General features: G+C 56.0%; 14 protein-coding genes and 1 tRNA gene. 11 read left to right on the plus strand and 4 right to left on the minus strand.

Annotated elements, in window-relative coordinates; all coding sequences use genetic code 11:
* The first annotated feature begins 8 nt into the window (after positions 1-8).
* Together PZBJ_RS16700 and PZBJ_RS16705 are read left to right on the plus strand one after the other, a co-directional pair.
* Positions 9-197 (plus strand): type II toxin-antitoxin system HicA family toxin, encoded by a 189-nt coding sequence (locus PZBJ_RS16700; RefSeq protein WP_007891008.1) that lies wholly within the window; start codon positions 9-11, stop codon positions 195-197.
* Between the two features lie 17 nt (positions 198-214).
* Positions 215-628, plus strand: a complete 414-nt coding sequence (locus tag PZBJ_RS16705) for a type II toxin-antitoxin system HicB family antitoxin (protein ID WP_101763410.1) — start codon at positions 215-217, stop codon at positions 626-628.
* 85 nt (positions 629-713) lie between these two features.
* Here PZBJ_RS16705 and PZBJ_RS16710 read toward each other — a convergent pair whose 3' ends face one another.
* The 3 genes from PZBJ_RS16710 to PZBJ_RS16720 form a co-directional block, all read right to left on the minus strand.
* Positions 714-1,541 carry a glycosyltransferase family 8 protein gene (locus PZBJ_RS16710; RefSeq protein WP_101763411.1) on the minus strand — a complete coding sequence of 276 codons (828 nt, stop codon included), beginning with the start codon at positions 1,539-1,541 and terminating at the stop codon, positions 714-716.
* A gap of 18 nt (positions 1,542-1,559) precedes the next feature.
* On the minus strand, positions 1,560-2,942 hold the full coding sequence (locus PZBJ_RS16715; protein WP_101763412.1) for a D-arabinono-1,4-lactone oxidase: 1,383 nt from the start codon (positions 2,940-2,942) through the stop codon (positions 1,560-1,562).
* Positions 2,943-3,016: 74 nt separating this feature from the next.
* Entirely contained in the window at positions 3,017-3,658 is a 642-nt protein-coding gene (locus PZBJ_RS16720) for a TetR/AcrR family transcriptional regulator (RefSeq protein ID WP_101763413.1), read from the minus strand.
* 212 nt (positions 3,659-3,870) lie between these two features.
* Here PZBJ_RS16720 and PZBJ_RS16725 point away from each other — a divergent pair, with 212 nt between their 5' ends.
* From PZBJ_RS16725 to PZBJ_RS16745, 5 genes are all read left to right on the plus strand, one after another.
* Entirely contained in the window at positions 3,871-4,698 is an 828-nt protein-coding gene (locus PZBJ_RS16725) for a MetQ/NlpA family ABC transporter substrate-binding protein (protein WP_101763414.1), read from the plus strand.
* Between the two features lie 12 nt (positions 4,699-4,710).
* The gene (locus PZBJ_RS16730; protein ID WP_101763415.1) at positions 4,711-5,841 is read left to right on the plus strand and encodes a methionine ABC transporter ATP-binding protein; all 1,131 of its coding nucleotides are present in this window, start codon (positions 4,711-4,713) and stop codon (positions 5,839-5,841) included.
* Positions 5,822-6,478, plus strand: coding sequence for a methionine ABC transporter permease (locus PZBJ_RS16735; RefSeq protein WP_101763416.1), 657 nt, complete (start codon positions 5,822-5,824; stop codon positions 6,476-6,478). The genes PZBJ_RS16730 and PZBJ_RS16735 overlap by 20 nt, the downstream gene beginning before the upstream one ends.
* A gap of 97 nt (positions 6,479-6,575) precedes the next feature.
* Positions 6,576-7,775 carry a M20 family metallopeptidase gene (locus PZBJ_RS16740; protein ID WP_101763417.1) on the plus strand — a complete coding sequence of 400 codons (1,200 nt, stop codon included), beginning with the start codon at positions 6,576-6,578 and terminating at the stop codon, positions 7,773-7,775.
* An 11-nt stretch (positions 7,776-7,786) separates the two neighbouring features.
* Complete coding sequence (locus PZBJ_RS16745; protein WP_101763418.1) at positions 7,787-9,079, plus strand: NtaA/DmoA family FMN-dependent monooxygenase; 1,293 nt, start codon at positions 7,787-7,789, stop codon at positions 9,077-9,079.
* A 75-nt stretch (positions 9,080-9,154) separates the two neighbouring features.
* On the opposite strand, the gene PZBJ_RS16750 is transcribed toward PZBJ_RS16745, so the two are convergent.
* Positions 9,155-9,230 (minus strand) — tRNA-Asn (locus PZBJ_RS16750).
* A gap of 507 nt (positions 9,231-9,737) precedes the next feature.
* On the opposite strand from PZBJ_RS16750, the gene PZBJ_RS16755 reads away from it, so the two are divergent.
* The 4 genes from PZBJ_RS16755 to nac all read left to right on the plus strand — a co-directional run bounded on the left by PZBJ_RS16755 (position 9,738) and on the right by nac (position 14,712).
* Positions 9,738-10,661 carry a sugar ABC transporter substrate-binding protein gene (locus PZBJ_RS16755; protein ID WP_101763419.1) on the plus strand — a complete coding sequence of 308 codons (924 nt, stop codon included), beginning with the start codon at positions 9,738-9,740 and terminating at the stop codon, positions 10,659-10,661.
* A 33-nt stretch (positions 10,662-10,694) separates the two neighbouring features.
* Positions 10,695-12,179, plus strand: a complete 1,485-nt coding sequence (locus PZBJ_RS16760; protein ID WP_101763420.1) for a sugar ABC transporter ATP-binding protein — start codon at positions 10,695-10,697, stop codon at positions 12,177-12,179.
* Between the two features lie 14 nt (positions 12,180-12,193).
* Positions 12,194-13,225, plus strand: coding sequence for an ABC transporter permease (locus tag PZBJ_RS16765; RefSeq protein ID WP_101763421.1), 1,032 nt, complete (start codon positions 12,194-12,196; stop codon positions 13,223-13,225).
* A gap of 569 nt (positions 13,226-13,794) precedes the next feature.
* Positions 13,795-14,712, plus strand: a complete 918-nt coding sequence (gene nac, locus PZBJ_RS16770) for a nitrogen assimilation transcriptional regulator NAC (RefSeq protein ID WP_101763422.1) — start codon at positions 13,795-13,797, stop codon at positions 14,710-14,712.
* Positions 14,713-14,895: the final 183 nt, after the last annotated feature.

Here is a 14,895-nt window from a genome sequence, read left to right on the forward strand (position 1 = left end):
GCAATGGCATGGATAGCAGATCATTAATGGCCGAGATCAAGGCCGATGGCTGGGAACTAATACGTGTGAACGGCAGCCATCACCATTTTGTCCATCCGGTAAAAAAAGGGCTGGTGACGATACCGCACCCCAAAAAGGATTTGCCGATCAAAACGGTGAAAAGTATCAGGAAACAAGCCGGACTGACTGTCCATTAATTCGAAAGAGGTGACGTATGTTTTATCCCATCGCGATTGAGGCGGGTGACCAAAGCACGGCATTTGGCGTCACGGTGCCGGATTTGCCGGGCTGTTTTTCTGCTGGAGATACGCTGGAAGCGGCGGTAACAAATGCCAAAGAGGCGATTATCGGCCATCTGGAGCTGCTGGTAGAATTAGAGCAGGACATCCCGGCGGTTTCTGAATTGAAATCGTTGATGAAAGATCCGCAATATGCAGGTTATGTTTGGGTGCTTATTGATGTGGATGTCACTCGCATTTTGGGCGGGTCCGAGAAAATCAACGTAACTTTGCCAAAACTGCTGATTGATCGCATTGACCGCTGCGTAGCGACGCATCCCGAATTCAAAACCCGTTCAGGTTTTTTGGCGCAGGTCGCGCTCGAGCGCATTGCGAAGACCCGTTCATAAGCTGCGTCGGGCACCCATTTATGGCGACCTGGCGCACAGTAATGGGCAATTCATATGAAACAGCGCGACGAATCGCGCTGTTTTTTTATTCCACCGCGAACTCCCACCATAGCTTATCCAGCGCGTAGTAGCGGTCGCGTTCCGATTCAGGCTGATTCAGGTCGCGTTTCCACGGCTTCGCCAGAATAAAGTGCAGGTTCTTCACTTCATCTTCGCGCCACATCTTACTGTGCTGGAACTGTAAGGTTTTCAGCGCATTGTATTTGTACGAAAGCGGCAGCCAGCGATCCTCGAACACTTCATTAAGCAAATCCTGCTCGGAGAAGGGATAGCGGCGCAAATCGGTAATGCCCGCCACTTTTTCCTGCAGCCACGCAAACACCGCCAGATCCGGCTTCAGCACCAGGAAGCCGCCGTTCAGGTAGCGATCGAGCGTGGACGGTGCCGGTTCGCCGCGATCCTGCCAGGTATAGTGACAATTCTCTGGCTGCCAGCTGGCGGGATAACTGGCGATCTTATTGGGGTTGCAGCGACAGGCGTGGCACGCTGCCAGCGCATGCTTGCCCAGATCGAGCGTAAACAGCTCATCCATGTTGCGCAGCACCAGCATGTCGGCATCGAGAAATACTACGCGCTCACAATCAACCAGCTCCCACGCGCGCAGCTTGCTCCACACTTCTCCGAACTGCGCCGAGGCGTAATGCTGCTCCAGTTCGGCGTTTGGCATCAGCGGATCCACCGGATGGATCACGCAGCCCAGCGCCTGCAACGCTTCACGCGTCTCCAGATCGATGGCGTCGGTGACCATGACAATTAGCGGCCAGCGGGTTTCGCTGCGCTTCAGCGAGCGGTGCAGCGCCTTCACGCCAATAAAATAGTTCGGCTGCGTTAATAGCGTTACCCATGCAAACATGGTTTCTCCCCTTCAAACTTAATCAAACAAAGCAGTGACATAGTCATTGCTAAAACGGCGTTGTGGATCGAGCTGGTCGCGCACCGCGCGGAAAGCGTCCCACTGCGGATAGATATCGCGCCACTGATAGCGCTGCGGATCGTAATATTTGCCCCAGTGCGGACGTCCGCCTTCGGCCGCCAGCAGCTTCTCGACTTCAGTGAGAAAATGCAGGCCATCCTGCGACAGCGAACCGTCATCAGCGTAATAGACCACAAAGCCAAAGAAGCAGGTGGCGTGCTGATACGCCGGGCTGAGCCAGCCTTCAGACGCGCCGGTACAGCGCAGAATGATCGGATAGTGCATGTGCGGATGATTCTCGGCATACCACGCTTTGATCTTGCTGATAATCTGCGGCGTTTTCTCCAGCGGCACGCCGATCTCGACGTTGATCTGCGGCACGGCAATGCCGCGACAAAATAGCTGATAGATATCGCCGCTGATGTCGGTGAAATCGCGGAAACGCGTCACGGTGCGGAACTGTTTACCCCCTTTGCCGTGAATCTGCGTATCGCGATGCATCTGCGCCAGCGTCTGGTCGATGGTGTCATTCAGGCTGCTGTCGGTGTCATCGCCATGCTCAATCACCTCGCGCTGATTGGCGTGCCATGCCTGCGAATCTTCAGCGCTGGCTTCGTGCGCGTTCCACACGTGCATCAGGTTGTCATCGACAAACCACCAGGCTTTGCTCATCTCATACTGCTGGTTCCATTCGATCAGATCGTTCTCCAGCGTATCGGCGGAGACGGCGAATTTGTGGCAGGTAAACAGGCGGAAAGGGCGGGTGCGCAGCGTCACGGCCGTCACAATGCCCAGGGTGCCGAGCGAAACCTGTGCGGCAGTGAAATCGGGCTCACCGCGCACAAATTCACGCACGCTGCCGTCAGCCAACACCATGCGGATGCGCAGCGCTTCATCGGCGATGGAGCTTTGTGCTAAACCCTGGCCGTGCGTGCCGGTGGCCATTGCGCCCGCCAGCGTCTGCACCGCAATCACGCCCGGCGACGAGGCCAGCATGCGATCCATCTCGGTTAAGGTGCTGTAAACCTGCTCCAGCGGCGTACCGGCGGCAAAGGTGACGCTCTCTTCGTCTTGGGCGATCACGCCGTTGAACGCGCTGAGATCCAGCAGCAAATCCTGCTCATCAACGCCCAGCATGCGGCCCGGCGACAAGCGGTTGCCCAGCACGCGCACTTTACCGCTGGCGGTGCGCAGCAGTTGTTGCAACTCCGCTTCAGTTTGCGGCTGATGTAACTGACTACGCTGACCAACCACCGAGTTTTGCGCCCAGTTCCACAGTGCGCTGTCCCGATCGGTATTCTGCGTATGGCGTAAGGGATAAAGGTGGGGATCTTTGTTCACTACGGCGTTCCTTAGTCTGTGGTCTGTGACGGTCCCAAATTTAAAAGCGTAGACCATCAGCGCGCAGCCGCAGCCTACGGGGCTTTGCGCACATAACGCAGCGTGGCGGTGACGGCTAATTGGCGGTTGCGACGGATGCTGTCTTCCTCGCTATCGTTCGGCGTGAACAGCGTGTGAAAGGTGTAGCGATTGGAGACGTGATGCACACAAATGCTGCTCAGCAAGCGGTGCACATCCACGGTATCCAGCCCAGCAATAAACAGCCCTTGCTGCTGGCCGCGCGTCAGAATGTCATCCAGCACATCGAGTGCACTTTTGTTCAGCGCCTTAATGCGTTCGGATTGCATGATGTAGCGCCCGCGCAGCAGGTTTTCGGTACACACCAGCCGCATAAAATCCGGATGCGAGACGTGGTAATCAAAGCTGGCTTCCACCAGTTTTGTCATCGCCAGTTCCGGTGCCATCTCGGCGAGATTAAGGCCGGTTTCATGCTGGCGAATCGCCTGATACACCTGCTCCAGCACCTCAATATAGAGCTGCTCTTTATTGCCAAAGTGATACACCACCATGCGTTTGGTGGTTTGCGCGTGCTCAGCGATCTGCTCCAGCCGTGCGCCCTGCATACCGAACTCGGCGAACATTTTCAGCGCACCAGCAAGAATGCGCTTCTTGAGCCCTTCAGGGTCATTTTTTCGTTTAGGTGTGGTGTCCGACATAGCGCTCAGTAACAAGTCCATCAAAAGGGGGAGGATAGCACAGCCATTTCTCGCGTGTGGCGATGCGAGCGGCGCTGCGGCTTTATGCTTTTCAGGAATAGCATTCCTGAATAAATCATAATGCAGGAATAAGCAACTGCGTATACTGCGGTCATCTGTCGTTACGACAGCTAATTTTGACTCGCGCAATTATAACGATTAGGAAGCACTTTATGCACACACGTCTGTCATCAGTAAAAAATAAATTCCTGTTAACGGCTGGCGCCTTGCTGCTGGCCAGCGCGGCGCTATCGCCGCTGTCCATCGCGCACGCGGCGGACAAAACCTCGGTAAAAGTCGGCATTATGAGCGGCGAAGATGAAGACGTCTGGCGCGAAGTGATCAAACAGGCGGCGGCGAAAGGCTTAACGGTGAAAACCGTCATTTTCAACGATTACAACCAGCCGAACGAAGCGCTGCAAAACGGCGAAGTGGATGCCAACGCCTTCCAGCATCAGCCGTTCCTCAATAACCAAATCAAGGTCAATCACTACGACATCGTACGCGTCGGCGATACCGCCGTGTGGCCGATTGGTCTCTACTCGAAGAAAGTGAAAAGCGCCAAAGCGCTGAAAGAGGGCGCGGTGATTGGCGTGCCAAACGATCCCTCTAACGAAGCGCGCGGTCTGATGCTGCTTGAGCAACAAGGCCTGATCAAACTGAAGCCGGGCGTCGGCATCGCGGCCACCACCGCCGATATCACCGCCAATCCGCATCATCTGAAAATCAAAGAGCTGGATTCCGGCATCATCGGCCGCTCCGTTCCTGATCTGGATGCCGCCGTCGTCAACACCGATTGGGCGCTGAAAAGTGGCCTGACCGCCGAAGATCGCATTGCGCAGGAGCCGGTAAAAGATAACCCGTACAACAACTTTATTGCGGTTAAGAAAGAGAACGTCAGCGCGCCGTGGGTGAAAACGCTGGTGGCTTCTTATCAGAACGATGCCGTGAAGACCGTGTTTGACAAGGTCTACAAAGGCACGGGCGAAACGGCCTGGTAAGGAACGATAAAGATGACGTTATTCTCAGCAGCCGAAACGCCATTTACCGCCGTGAAACGCGGCGTGGCGGAAAGTGCCCATGACGAGGCGCAGGTGAAGTTTCGCGACAGCGGCAGCGTGGTGCGCCTGCAAGGCGTGTCACGTCGCTTTGGACAAATCCAGGCGCTACGCGATATCTCGTTGACGGTGCAGAAAGGCGAAATCCTTGGCCTGATTGGGCGCAGCGGCGCGGGGAAATCCACGCTGATCCGCTGTCTCAACGGGCTGGAACAACCTGATGAAGGCGTCATTGAAATCGAAGGCCGTAACATCACCGGCCTGTCGGAAAAACAGCTGCAAACGGTGCGCAGCCGCGTTGGCATGGTGTTCCAGCACTTCAATCTGTTATCAGCAAAAACGGTGGCGCAGAACGTTGCGCTGCCGCTGAAAATCGCCGGCATGGATAAAGCGCAACGCCAGCAGCGCGTGGCGGAACTGCTGGCGCTGGTGGGATTGGCGGACAAAGCACAAAGCTATCCGGCAGCGTTATCCGGCGGTCAAAAACAGCGGGTTGGCATTGCCCGCGCGCTGGCGGCCAGCCCGGCGCTGCTGCTGTGCGACGAAGCCACCTCGGCGCTCGATCCGGAAACCACGCGCTCAATTCTGGCGCTGCTCAAATCCCTGAATCAAAAACTCGGCATCACCATTTTGCTGATTACCCATGAGATGGAAGTGATCAAATCCGTGGCGCATCGCGTGGCGGTGATTGATGCCGGTGAAATCATTGAACAAGGTCCGGTTTGGCAGGTGTTTGCGCATCCCAACTCGCAATTGACGCGCACGCTGCTGCGCGGTTTGCTGCCGCAGCTGCCGGAAAATATTGCTGCGCGCCTCAGCGATGACAAGCAAGGCGACGCCATCTACAGCGTGCACTTTGCCGGTGACGATGCGCAGGGCGATCTGCTCACCCGCTTTGCCGGCGCGCTGCCGGGCAAGTTCCGCCTGCTGCAGGGCGGCATCGATCACATCCAGCACTACGCGGTGGTGCGTTTCTTTATTGCGCTCCCGGCAGCCAACGCGGCCGACGAGCAACAGATTCTCAGCTGGCTGCACGCGCAGCAGGCTCAAGTGGAGTTGGTGGGTTATGTCGCCAGTCATGATTGATCTTTTACTCAATGCGTTAGGCGAAACGGTTTTAATGACGGTGATTTCCGGCCTGTTTTCGCTGGTGGCGGGCTTGCCGCTCGGCCTGATTCTGGTGATGACCAGCCCCGGCGGCATTGCCGAGCATCGCAGCGTGAATCGCGTGCTGGGCCTGATCATCAACAGCTTCCGCTCGCTGCCGTTCATTATTCTGCTGGTGGCGTTGATTCCCTTTACCCGTTTTCTGGTCGGCACCTCGCTCGGCACCTGGGCAGCGATTGTGCCGCTGTCGATCACCGCCACGCCGTACTTCGCGCGCGTGGCGGAAGTGTCGCTGCGTGATGTCGATCGCGGCCTGATTGATGCGGTGCGCGCCATGGGCGCCAGCAAGCTGCGCATTGTCTGGGATGTGCTGATCCCGGAAGCGCTGCCCGGCATCTTGTCGGGGTTTGTGGTCACGCTGGTGGCGCTGATTGGTGCTTCGGCGATGGCCGGCGCGATTGGCGCAGGCGGACTGGGCGATTTGGCGATCCGTTATGGCTATCAGCGCTTTGAAACCTCAGTGATGATCGCGGTGATCGCGGTGCTGATTGTGCTGGTGTGCGGCATTCAGTGGCTCGGCGACCGGTTAGTGCAGCGTATTGATAAGCGCCATTGATTATCACTGATGCGCGATAAATCGCGCCGCTACGAATACCTGCATCTAAGGTAGCGGCGCAATCTATTGCGCATTGTTTTGCCAAAGGAGAATGCTCATGTCGCTGAATCCATTTCAGCTCACGCTCGAAAACAGCCTCGAACAACACAGCGCCGCTTATCTCAAGGTATCGCAGGCGATATTCCAAAATCCCGAAACCGGCAACAACGAATATTTTGCCAGTGAGCAACTCACGCAACTACTCAGCGCTGAGGGCTTTGCGGTCACGCGCAACGTCGCCGGACATGAAACGGCGTTCTACGCGGTGAAGGCCAGCGACAAACCGGGCCCCACCATCGCTTTTCTCGCGGAATATGACGCGCTGATCGGCATCGGTCACGCCTGCGGTCATAACCTGATTGGCACCACCAGCGTGGCGGCGGCCATTACGCTCGCGCAGGTGCTGGATCAAACCGGTGGACGCGTGGTGGTGTTAGGCACGCCCGCGGAAGAGGGCGGATTAGCCGGACCGGGCGGACCCAAAGGCAACGTGAAAAAGCGCTTTGTCGAAGCCGGCTACCTCAAAGATGTCGACGTGGCGCTGATGGTGCATCCTTCGGGCAAAACCCGCCTGACTGAATCCACGCTCGCCAATAATCATCTCTATTTCCACTTCTACGGCAAGCCGTCGCACGCCGCCAGCGCGCCGCATGAAGGGATCAACGCACTGGATGCGCTGGTGCTGCTCTACAACGGCATCAGCGTGTTGCGTCAGCAACTGCCGGATGGCGTGCGCGTGCACGGCATTATCACCAACGGCGGCCAGGCCCCGAACGTGATCCCGGAATACGCCTCCGCGCATTACTACATCCGCGCGGACAGCCGCGAAGTGGTGGAATCCCATGAGCCGCGTCTGCGTGCCATTGCTGAAGGCGTGGCGCTGGCGACCGGCGCACGCGTCGAGATTGATCATCAGGTTGGTCCGCGCGATTTCAAACTCAACGCAGCGCTGGATGCCTTGCTGCTGGAAGAGCTCACCGCGGCAGGCGAGCAGGTTGATCTCTCACCGCAGAAAAACAAAGTCTCCACCGATGCTGGCGACATCAGCCACGCGGTGCCGACGGCGCATCCGTGGCTGAAAATCGGCCCCGACGATCTGATTTTCCATACCGTGCCATTCCGTGAAGCGGCCAACTCTGAGCGCGGTTATCAGGCGCTGCTGATTGGCGCCCGCGTACTGGCACGCACCGGCTTACGTCTGCTGACCGATGCGGACGTCTTAAACCATGTCAAAGCGGATTTCGCGCGACAACCATAAAGGAGAGTGTTGTGTCGCAAACCTATCGCAGAAAACTGAAAACGCTGGTCGGCGCCAGCAGTGTGATTTCCGCCGCCAATGACAGCCAGACCGGCGTGGGCATCACGCGCGCCATCGAACTGGCGAAAATTGCCGAGCGCGAAAAAATCACCGGCCTGTTCACCGCCGATTTGCTGCAGGCCGATGCGGCCGGATTAGCGGGCACCACCGGCACGCAAGATCCGCTGATTGCGCTGGCGGCATTGAGCCAGGTCACTTCGCACATCGGTTTAATCGCTACCGTCAGCACCAGCTGGCTGCATCCGTATAATCTGGCGCGTCAGGTCGGCACGCTCGATCACATCAGCGGCGGTCGCGCGGGCTGGAACGCGGTAACGTCATCGGTAGGTGAGGAGAACTTCGGGGAAAGCCAGCTGCCGCCACCGCAGGAGCGCTACGCGCGCGCCACTGAATTTATTGAAGTGATGAACGCGCTGTATGACGCCAACGAACGCGCGGCAGTGCAGCGCACCGCCAGCGGCGGCATTCGTCTCGACCACAGCAAACTGCATCCGATTCACTATCGCGGCGACTATTTCCAGGTGGCGGGACCGCTTAACGTACCGCCGCCGCCACAGCGCCGTCCGGTGCAGTTCCAGGCGGGCCAATCCGACGCGGGCGTCACGCTCGGCGCACGTTATGCCGAGGTGATTTACACATCGCAGCCCACGTTTGATGCCGCGCAAACCTTCGTGGCTGATGTGCAGCAGCGGGCGCGACGTTTTGGCCGCGAACATAATCCGCCGCTGATCATGAACTCGTTCCACGCCATCATTGGCGACAGCGACGCCGATGTGGCGCGCCGTCTGCGCGATAAGCATGAACGAATCAACTATGAACAGGGCAGATTACGCGTGGCCGACATGCTGGGCGGCGAGGTGGATTTGCGCGATGTGCCGCTCGACCAACCGCTGCCCGCCGCGTTAATTCCCGAACTGGCGCAGGTGCATCGTCGTCAGGGGCGCGCCGCCATTTTCCGTGGCTATGCGTTGGAAGGATTAACCCTGCGCGAGCTGATCATCAAAGCCGAAGAGACCGGCCACTGGTTTGTTGCAGGTACGCCAGAAACCCTGGCCGATGCCATCGAACAGCGCTACCGCGCCGGCGTGCTGGATGTGATTTCGCTGCATGGACTCGGCCAGCCCGATCAGCAGGATTTGCTGCTCAACGGCCTGCTGCCAGAACTGCGTCGCCGCCAGCTGATCGATAACGATTATGTCGGCAACGATTTCCGCAGCAGTCTGGAGCTGGCTCCGCTGACGTAGTTGCTCGTGGCGACCTGGCAAATCCTCAAAAACACAAAACCCCGCTCAGGTTTCCCTGAGCGGGGTTTTTGAATTTGGCTCCTCTGACTGGACTCGAACCAGTGACATACGGATTAACAGTCCGCCGTTCTACCGACTGAACTACAGAGGAATCGTGTGAACGAGGCGCATATTAGCGATGCCGATCCCCGTTGTCAAAGCCCGACTGCACACTTTTGGTTTAAGTGCGCGTAAAAGCAGCGGAATGCTGCTTTTCTGCCTTGAATGATCAGATTCTAAACTGCCAGCAAGATCTCACTTTAAACGCAATTCCTTTGAGATGTTAGATGCATGTCAAAGTTTTGTTATTTGCCGATTTTAAAACAATCATTTCAGTGCTTTTATGATGAAAGTTTCAAATGCAAGTTAGATGAAATAAATGAACTGCTAATCATCACCGACGAAATGAGTTGTGTCATCTGAAACGGCATTTCGAAAATAACTGGCTGATTAGTAGCGGGTTACACAGAAAAGATGCAGTAAATCGATAGCGTTAGACCAGAAGCCTTACCTCTACAACCACAAAAAAAACGCCAGCGACGTTGGGTGAATGTAAAAGATATTTTTCATTCGCGGTCTCAGCCAACCTGAGCATGTTAACGAATAAGAAGGGTTACCTATGAAATTCAAAAAAGCGTTATTAACTTCCCTGTTAGTTTGCATGTTACCTGCCGCCGTGATGGCAAAAGACCTTCAGGTAGGCGTTTCTATGGCGCTGTTTGATGACAACTTCCTCACCATTCTGCGCACCGCAATGCAGAAAGAGATGCAAAAAGACAACATCAAAGGCCAGGTTGAAGACGCCAAAGGTGACGTGGCCCAGCAGCTGCAGCAGGTGCAGAACTTCATTGGTCAGGGCGTTGACGCCATTATCGTTAACCCAGTGGATACCAACGCGGTGAAACCGCTGGTGGATGCCGCAGCGAAAGCCGGCGTGCCGCTGGTGTTCGTCAACCGTAAACCGGCAGGCGAGTTGAAAGACAAAATGGCGTTTGTCGGTTCGGATTCTGAACTGGCGGGCCGTCTGCAGATGGAAGCGCTGGCTAAAAAGATGAACGGCAAAGGCAACGTGGCGATTCTGCTGGGTGACCTGGCTAACGAATCCACCCGTGAACGCACCAAAGGTGTGGAAGCGGTGGTCGCCAAATATCCGGGCATTAAAGTTGTGCAGAAACAGACCGCCAAATTCACCCGTAATGATGCGGTGGACGTGGTGAGTAACTGGCTGACCGCGGGCGATGACATTCAGGCGATTGCCTCTAACAACGATGAAATGGCAATCGGTGCGCTGCAGGCGCTGGGTAAAAACCCGAATCACATCCTGGTAGCGGGTGTGGATGGGACGCCGGACGCACTGCAGATGATCAAGAACGACAAAATGGTCGCCACGGTCTTCCAGGATGCGAAAGGTCAGGGCGAAGGCGCGGTACAAACGGCGGTCAAGCTGATTAACGGCGAGAAAGTGCAGAAAGTCGTCGATATCCCGTTCCAGCTGATTACCAAAGATAACTACGAAAAATTCGCCAGTCAGAACCAGAAATAAACCGTAACCGACTTAGCCGTACGGAGGTGATGTATGACCGCTTTTGCGCTTGAAGCCGAAGGCATCAGCAAGTTCTTCCCCGGAGTGAAGGCACTCGACAATGTCTCACTGCGTATTAAACCGGGGTCGGTACATGCCCTGATGGGTGAAAATGGGGCGGGCAAATCCACTTTAATGAAATGCCTTATCGGGATGTATCGTCCCGATAAGGGCACCATTCGCATTAAAGGGGAGCCGGTGCAGTTTCAGGACACCATGGATGCGCTGCGTTCCGGCATCTCCATGATTCACCAGGAACTCAATCTGGTGCCTTACATGACCGTGGCCGAGAATATCTGGCTCGGCCGCGAACCGATGAAGTACGGCTTTGTTGACCACGGCAAGCTGAACAAACAGACGCAGGAACTGCTGAACAAACTCAATATCCGTTTGAAAGCCGATCGTCTGGTCGGCGAGTTAAGTATTGCGTCGCAGCAGATGGTGGAAATCGCGAAAGCGGTGTCATGGAATTCGGACATCGTGATTATGGATGAACCGACCTCGGCACTGACGGAAACCGAAGTGGCGCACCTGTTTACCATCATCCGCGACCTGCGTGAGCAGGGCAAAGCCATCATCTATATCAGCCATAAGATGGATGAGATTTTCACCATTACCGATGAGATCAGTATTTTCCGTGACGGCTCGTGGGTCGGCAGCAACAGCACCAGCGAATACACGCGTCAGTCACTGATTACGCAAATGGTGGGCCGTGAATTAACCCAGCTGTTCCCGAAATTCAACGGTGAAATCGGTGGGGATGTGCTGACGGTGCGCAATCTCACCTGCAAAGATCGCTTCACCGACATCAACTTCACGGTGCGCAAGGGCGAAATCCTCGGCGTAGCGGGATTGGTGGGTGCCGGACGCAGCGAAGTGATGGAAAGCCTGTTCGGCATGGAGAGTTTCGACAGCGGTGAAATCCTGATTGATGGCGTGCCGGTCAAGATCGATTCGCCGTCAACGGCGATTGAGAAGGGCATGGCGTTCCTGACCGAAGACCGTAAAAAGTCGGGGCTGTTTCTGGTGTTGTCGGTGATGGAGAACATGAGCATCGTCAACATGCCCGATTACACCCATAAAAGCGGTTTTGTCAGCCACATCAAAATGGCGCAGGACTGCATGGATCAGATTCGCAAGCTGAACATCAAAACCCCCACCATGGATCAGATCATCAATAACCTCAGCGGCGGTAACCAGCAGAAGGTGCTGATTGCCCGCTGGCTGCTGGCGCAACCGAAGATCCTGATTCTTGACGAACCCACGCGCGGTATCGACGTGGGGGCAAAAGCAGAGATTTATCGCTTGATCAGTGAACTGGCGAATCGCGGCGTGGCCATCATTATGGTGTCGTCCGAACTGCCAGAAATTCTCGGCATGAGCGACCGCGTGATGGTTATGCACGGCGGACGTATAACCGGCATCCTCGATAAAGAAGAGGCCAATCAGGAATCCATTTTGTCGTTGGCATCCGAGTGAGGCGTGAGACACCTATGAGTAACGTAAAAATTACGGCCCCGCAGGCCGCAGAACAGAGTTCTTTCTTTGGCAACCTGCGTCACAAGCTGCCAAAAGACACCGGGATTTTTGTCGTGATGGTGGGCATTGCCCTGATTTTTGAAATTGCCGGTTGGTACGTACGTGACCAATCTTTCCTGATGAACACCAACCGCTTAGTGCTGATTATTCTGCAGGTGGCGATTATCGGTATCATCGCGGTGGGCGTGACCCAGGTCATCATCACCACCGGTATTGACCTGTCATCCGGTTCGGTTATCGCCCTCACCGCGGTGGTGGCGGCCAGTCTGGCGCAAACTTCAGACAGCCTGTCGCCGATGTATCCCTCGCTGGTGAACCTGCCTGCGGTGATTCCCATCGTCGCCGGCATCGGGGTCGGGCTGCTGTGCGGCGTAATGAATGGCGTGCTGATCACCAAAACTGGTATTCCGCCTTTTATCGCCACGCTTGGCATGATGGTGTCGGCACGCGGTCTGGCGCAGTACTACACGCAGGGTAACCCGATTAGCTTCCTGTCAGATGGCTTCACCTCCATCGGCCAGGGCGCGATGCCGGTCATTATCTTCCTGGTGGTGGCGTTCCTGTTCCATATCGCACTGAAACACACCCGCTACGGCAAATATGTCTACGCGATTGGCGGCAACATGACCTCCGCCAAAGTGTCCGGTATCAACGTTAATAAGTACCTGATCATTGTCTACACCATCGCCGGTGCGCTCTCTGGCCTGGCGGGTGTGGTGCTGGCGGCGCGCGTCAGTAGCGGCCAGTCCAGCATGGGTATGGCGTACGAACTGGATGCCATTGCCGCTGCGGTTATCGGCGGCAGCAGCCTGATGGGCGGCGTGGGCCGCATCACTGGTACGCTGATTGGTGCAGTGATCCTTGGCCTGATCAAGAGCGGCTTCACCTTTGTCGGTGTCGATGCTTACGTGCAGGACATCATCAAAGGCATCATCATCGTCGCAGCGGTTTCAATAGATATGCATCGCAACCGTAAAAAACGCTAATACGCTTCATACTTCACGCTGTAGCGGCGTTGGCTGCGAAAATTCCCCCCGGTCACATAGTTAACTATGCTCCCGGGGCTGAATTTTCTTGCCGCCTTGCTACAGCGCGAATTATTTTGCGTAGTGACATTGTGCACGGTCGGTTCCTTCTCCCGCGCGCGGGAGAGGGTTAGGGTGAGGGACAACGCGCACCGCCCGCCACATAAGTTTTCCAACTGGCTAACCCCATACTCCCTGCTCGTTTTTGTTCCATTCCCGCCGTTTCTGTTCACTTTCTGTGTTTTCTGCACCAAACCAGCTCATCCGGTCATCACTTTTTTGCACGCCTGACTCGCATTTTCTGCCTCATCGCGGTGCATGTTGTTCAACGCTTACGCAAATCACGTCATCGCCCACGCTTATTAACTCCTTCGAGGTAATCACAAACGCTTATTTTCCGTGCCGTTAGGAAAAATCTGGCAACGCAATTTTGCATCGCGAACAAACCTGGCCTGCATATTGCAACTTCATTCCCACAAGCCAGCAGGCTGAAACACCCAACTGGGTATTCGGGGATTGACGGAGGCAACATGAATTTAAGACGACTCAAGTATTTTGTAAAAATCGTCGATATCGGCAGCCTGACTCAGGCAGCAGAAGTGCTGCACATCGCGCAGCCTGCGCTTAGCCAGCAGGTGGCGACGCTGGAAAATGAACTCGATCAGCAATTGCTGATCCGCACCAAGCGCGGCGTGACGCCCACTGAAGCCGGAAAAATTCTGTATGCCCACGCTCGCACCATTCTGCGCCAGTGTGAACAGGCGCAAACGGCGGTGATCAACGCCGGGCAGGCACTGAACGGCCAGGTTTCGATTGGTTTAGCGCCGGGCACTGCTGCATCTTCGCTCACCATGCCGCTGCTGCACACGGTGCGTGAGCAGTTCCCGGATGTGCTGGTGTATCTGCATGAAAACAGCGGCACCTCGCTCAATGAAAAAGTGATGAACGGCCAGCTGGATATGGCAGTGCTGTACGACCGTGCGCCAACGGCGGGCATCAACAGCATTCCTTTAATGAAAGAAGAGCTCTATCTGGTGGGCGCAACAGCGTGCCCGGGTGCCACGGTCGATCTGGCCGATGTGGCGCAGATGAGCCTGTTCCTGCCACGCGATTACAGTGCGGTGCGTAAACGTGTCGATGAAGCGTTTTCGTTGCGCCGTCTGAGCGCGCGCATTATTGGCGAAATCGAATCCATTTCGACGCTGACGGCGGCGGTGTCCAGCGGCATGGGCGTGACGGTGCTGCCAGAATCTGCAGCGCGGGCGCTGGTGAGTTCAACCCATGCGTGGATGGCGCGCATTAACAGTCCGTCACTCAATCTGCCGCTGTCGCTGAACATCTCGGCGCGTCTGCCGCTGTCGCCATCGGCGCAGGCCGTGAAGAATATTTTGCTGTCGCTGCTGAATAAGCCAGCGGTAGAGGACCGCGAATTGATGCTGGTGGGATGAGTTAAGCGCACTTTTTCCCTCACCCTAACCCTCTCCCATTGTACAGTCCGGGGACATGGTAGACAGGTGTTCGGGGACATGGTGAACACTTTTTAACATCCTTTACCCATGGTGATCGACTTTTTCTTCAGGTCGATCACCCCCACTTTTGTGCTGTACCACCATACCTCGTAGCACCCGTCT

The sequence above is a fragment of the Pantoea endophytica genome, assembly GCF_002858935.1.
Lineage (GTDB): Bacteria > Pseudomonadota > Gammaproteobacteria > Enterobacterales > Enterobacteriaceae > Pantoea > Pantoea leporis.

Coding starts and splice junctions, on each gene's coding strand:
- PZBJ_RS16700 (WP_007891008.1), top strand. CDS start 9: ATGGATAGCAGATCATTAATGGCCGAGATCAAGGCCGATGGCTGGGAA.
- PZBJ_RS16705 (WP_101763410.1), top strand. CDS start 215: ATGTTTTATCCCATCGCGATTGAGGCGGGTGACCAAAGCACGGCATTT.
- PZBJ_RS16710 (WP_101763411.1), bottom strand. CDS start 1,541: ATGTTTGCATGGGTAACGCTATTAACGCAGCCGAACTATTTTATTGGC.
- PZBJ_RS16720 (WP_101763413.1), bottom strand. CDS start 3,658: ATGTCGGACACCACACCTAAACGAAAAAATGACCCTGAAGGGCTCAAG.
- PZBJ_RS16725 (WP_101763414.1), top strand. CDS start 3,871: ATGCACACACGTCTGTCATCAGTAAAAAATAAATTCCTGTTAACGGCT.
- PZBJ_RS16730 (WP_101763415.1), top strand. CDS start 4,711: ATGACGTTATTCTCAGCAGCCGAAACGCCATTTACCGCCGTGAAACGC.
- PZBJ_RS16735 (WP_101763416.1), top strand. CDS start 5,822: ATGTCGCCAGTCATGATTGATCTTTTACTCAATGCGTTAGGCGAAACG.
- PZBJ_RS16740 (WP_101763417.1), top strand. CDS start 6,576: ATGTCGCTGAATCCATTTCAGCTCACGCTCGAAAACAGCCTCGAACAA.
- PZBJ_RS16755 (WP_101763419.1), top strand. CDS start 9,738: ATGAAATTCAAAAAAGCGTTATTAACTTCCCTGTTAGTTTGCATGTTA.
- PZBJ_RS16760 (WP_101763420.1), top strand. CDS start 10,695: ATGACCGCTTTTGCGCTTGAAGCCGAAGGCATCAGCAAGTTCTTCCCC.
- PZBJ_RS16765 (WP_101763421.1), top strand. CDS start 12,194: ATGAGTAACGTAAAAATTACGGCCCCGCAGGCCGCAGAACAGAGTTCT.
- nac (WP_101763422.1), top strand. CDS start 13,795: ATGAATTTAAGACGACTCAAGTATTTTGTAAAAATCGTCGATATCGGC.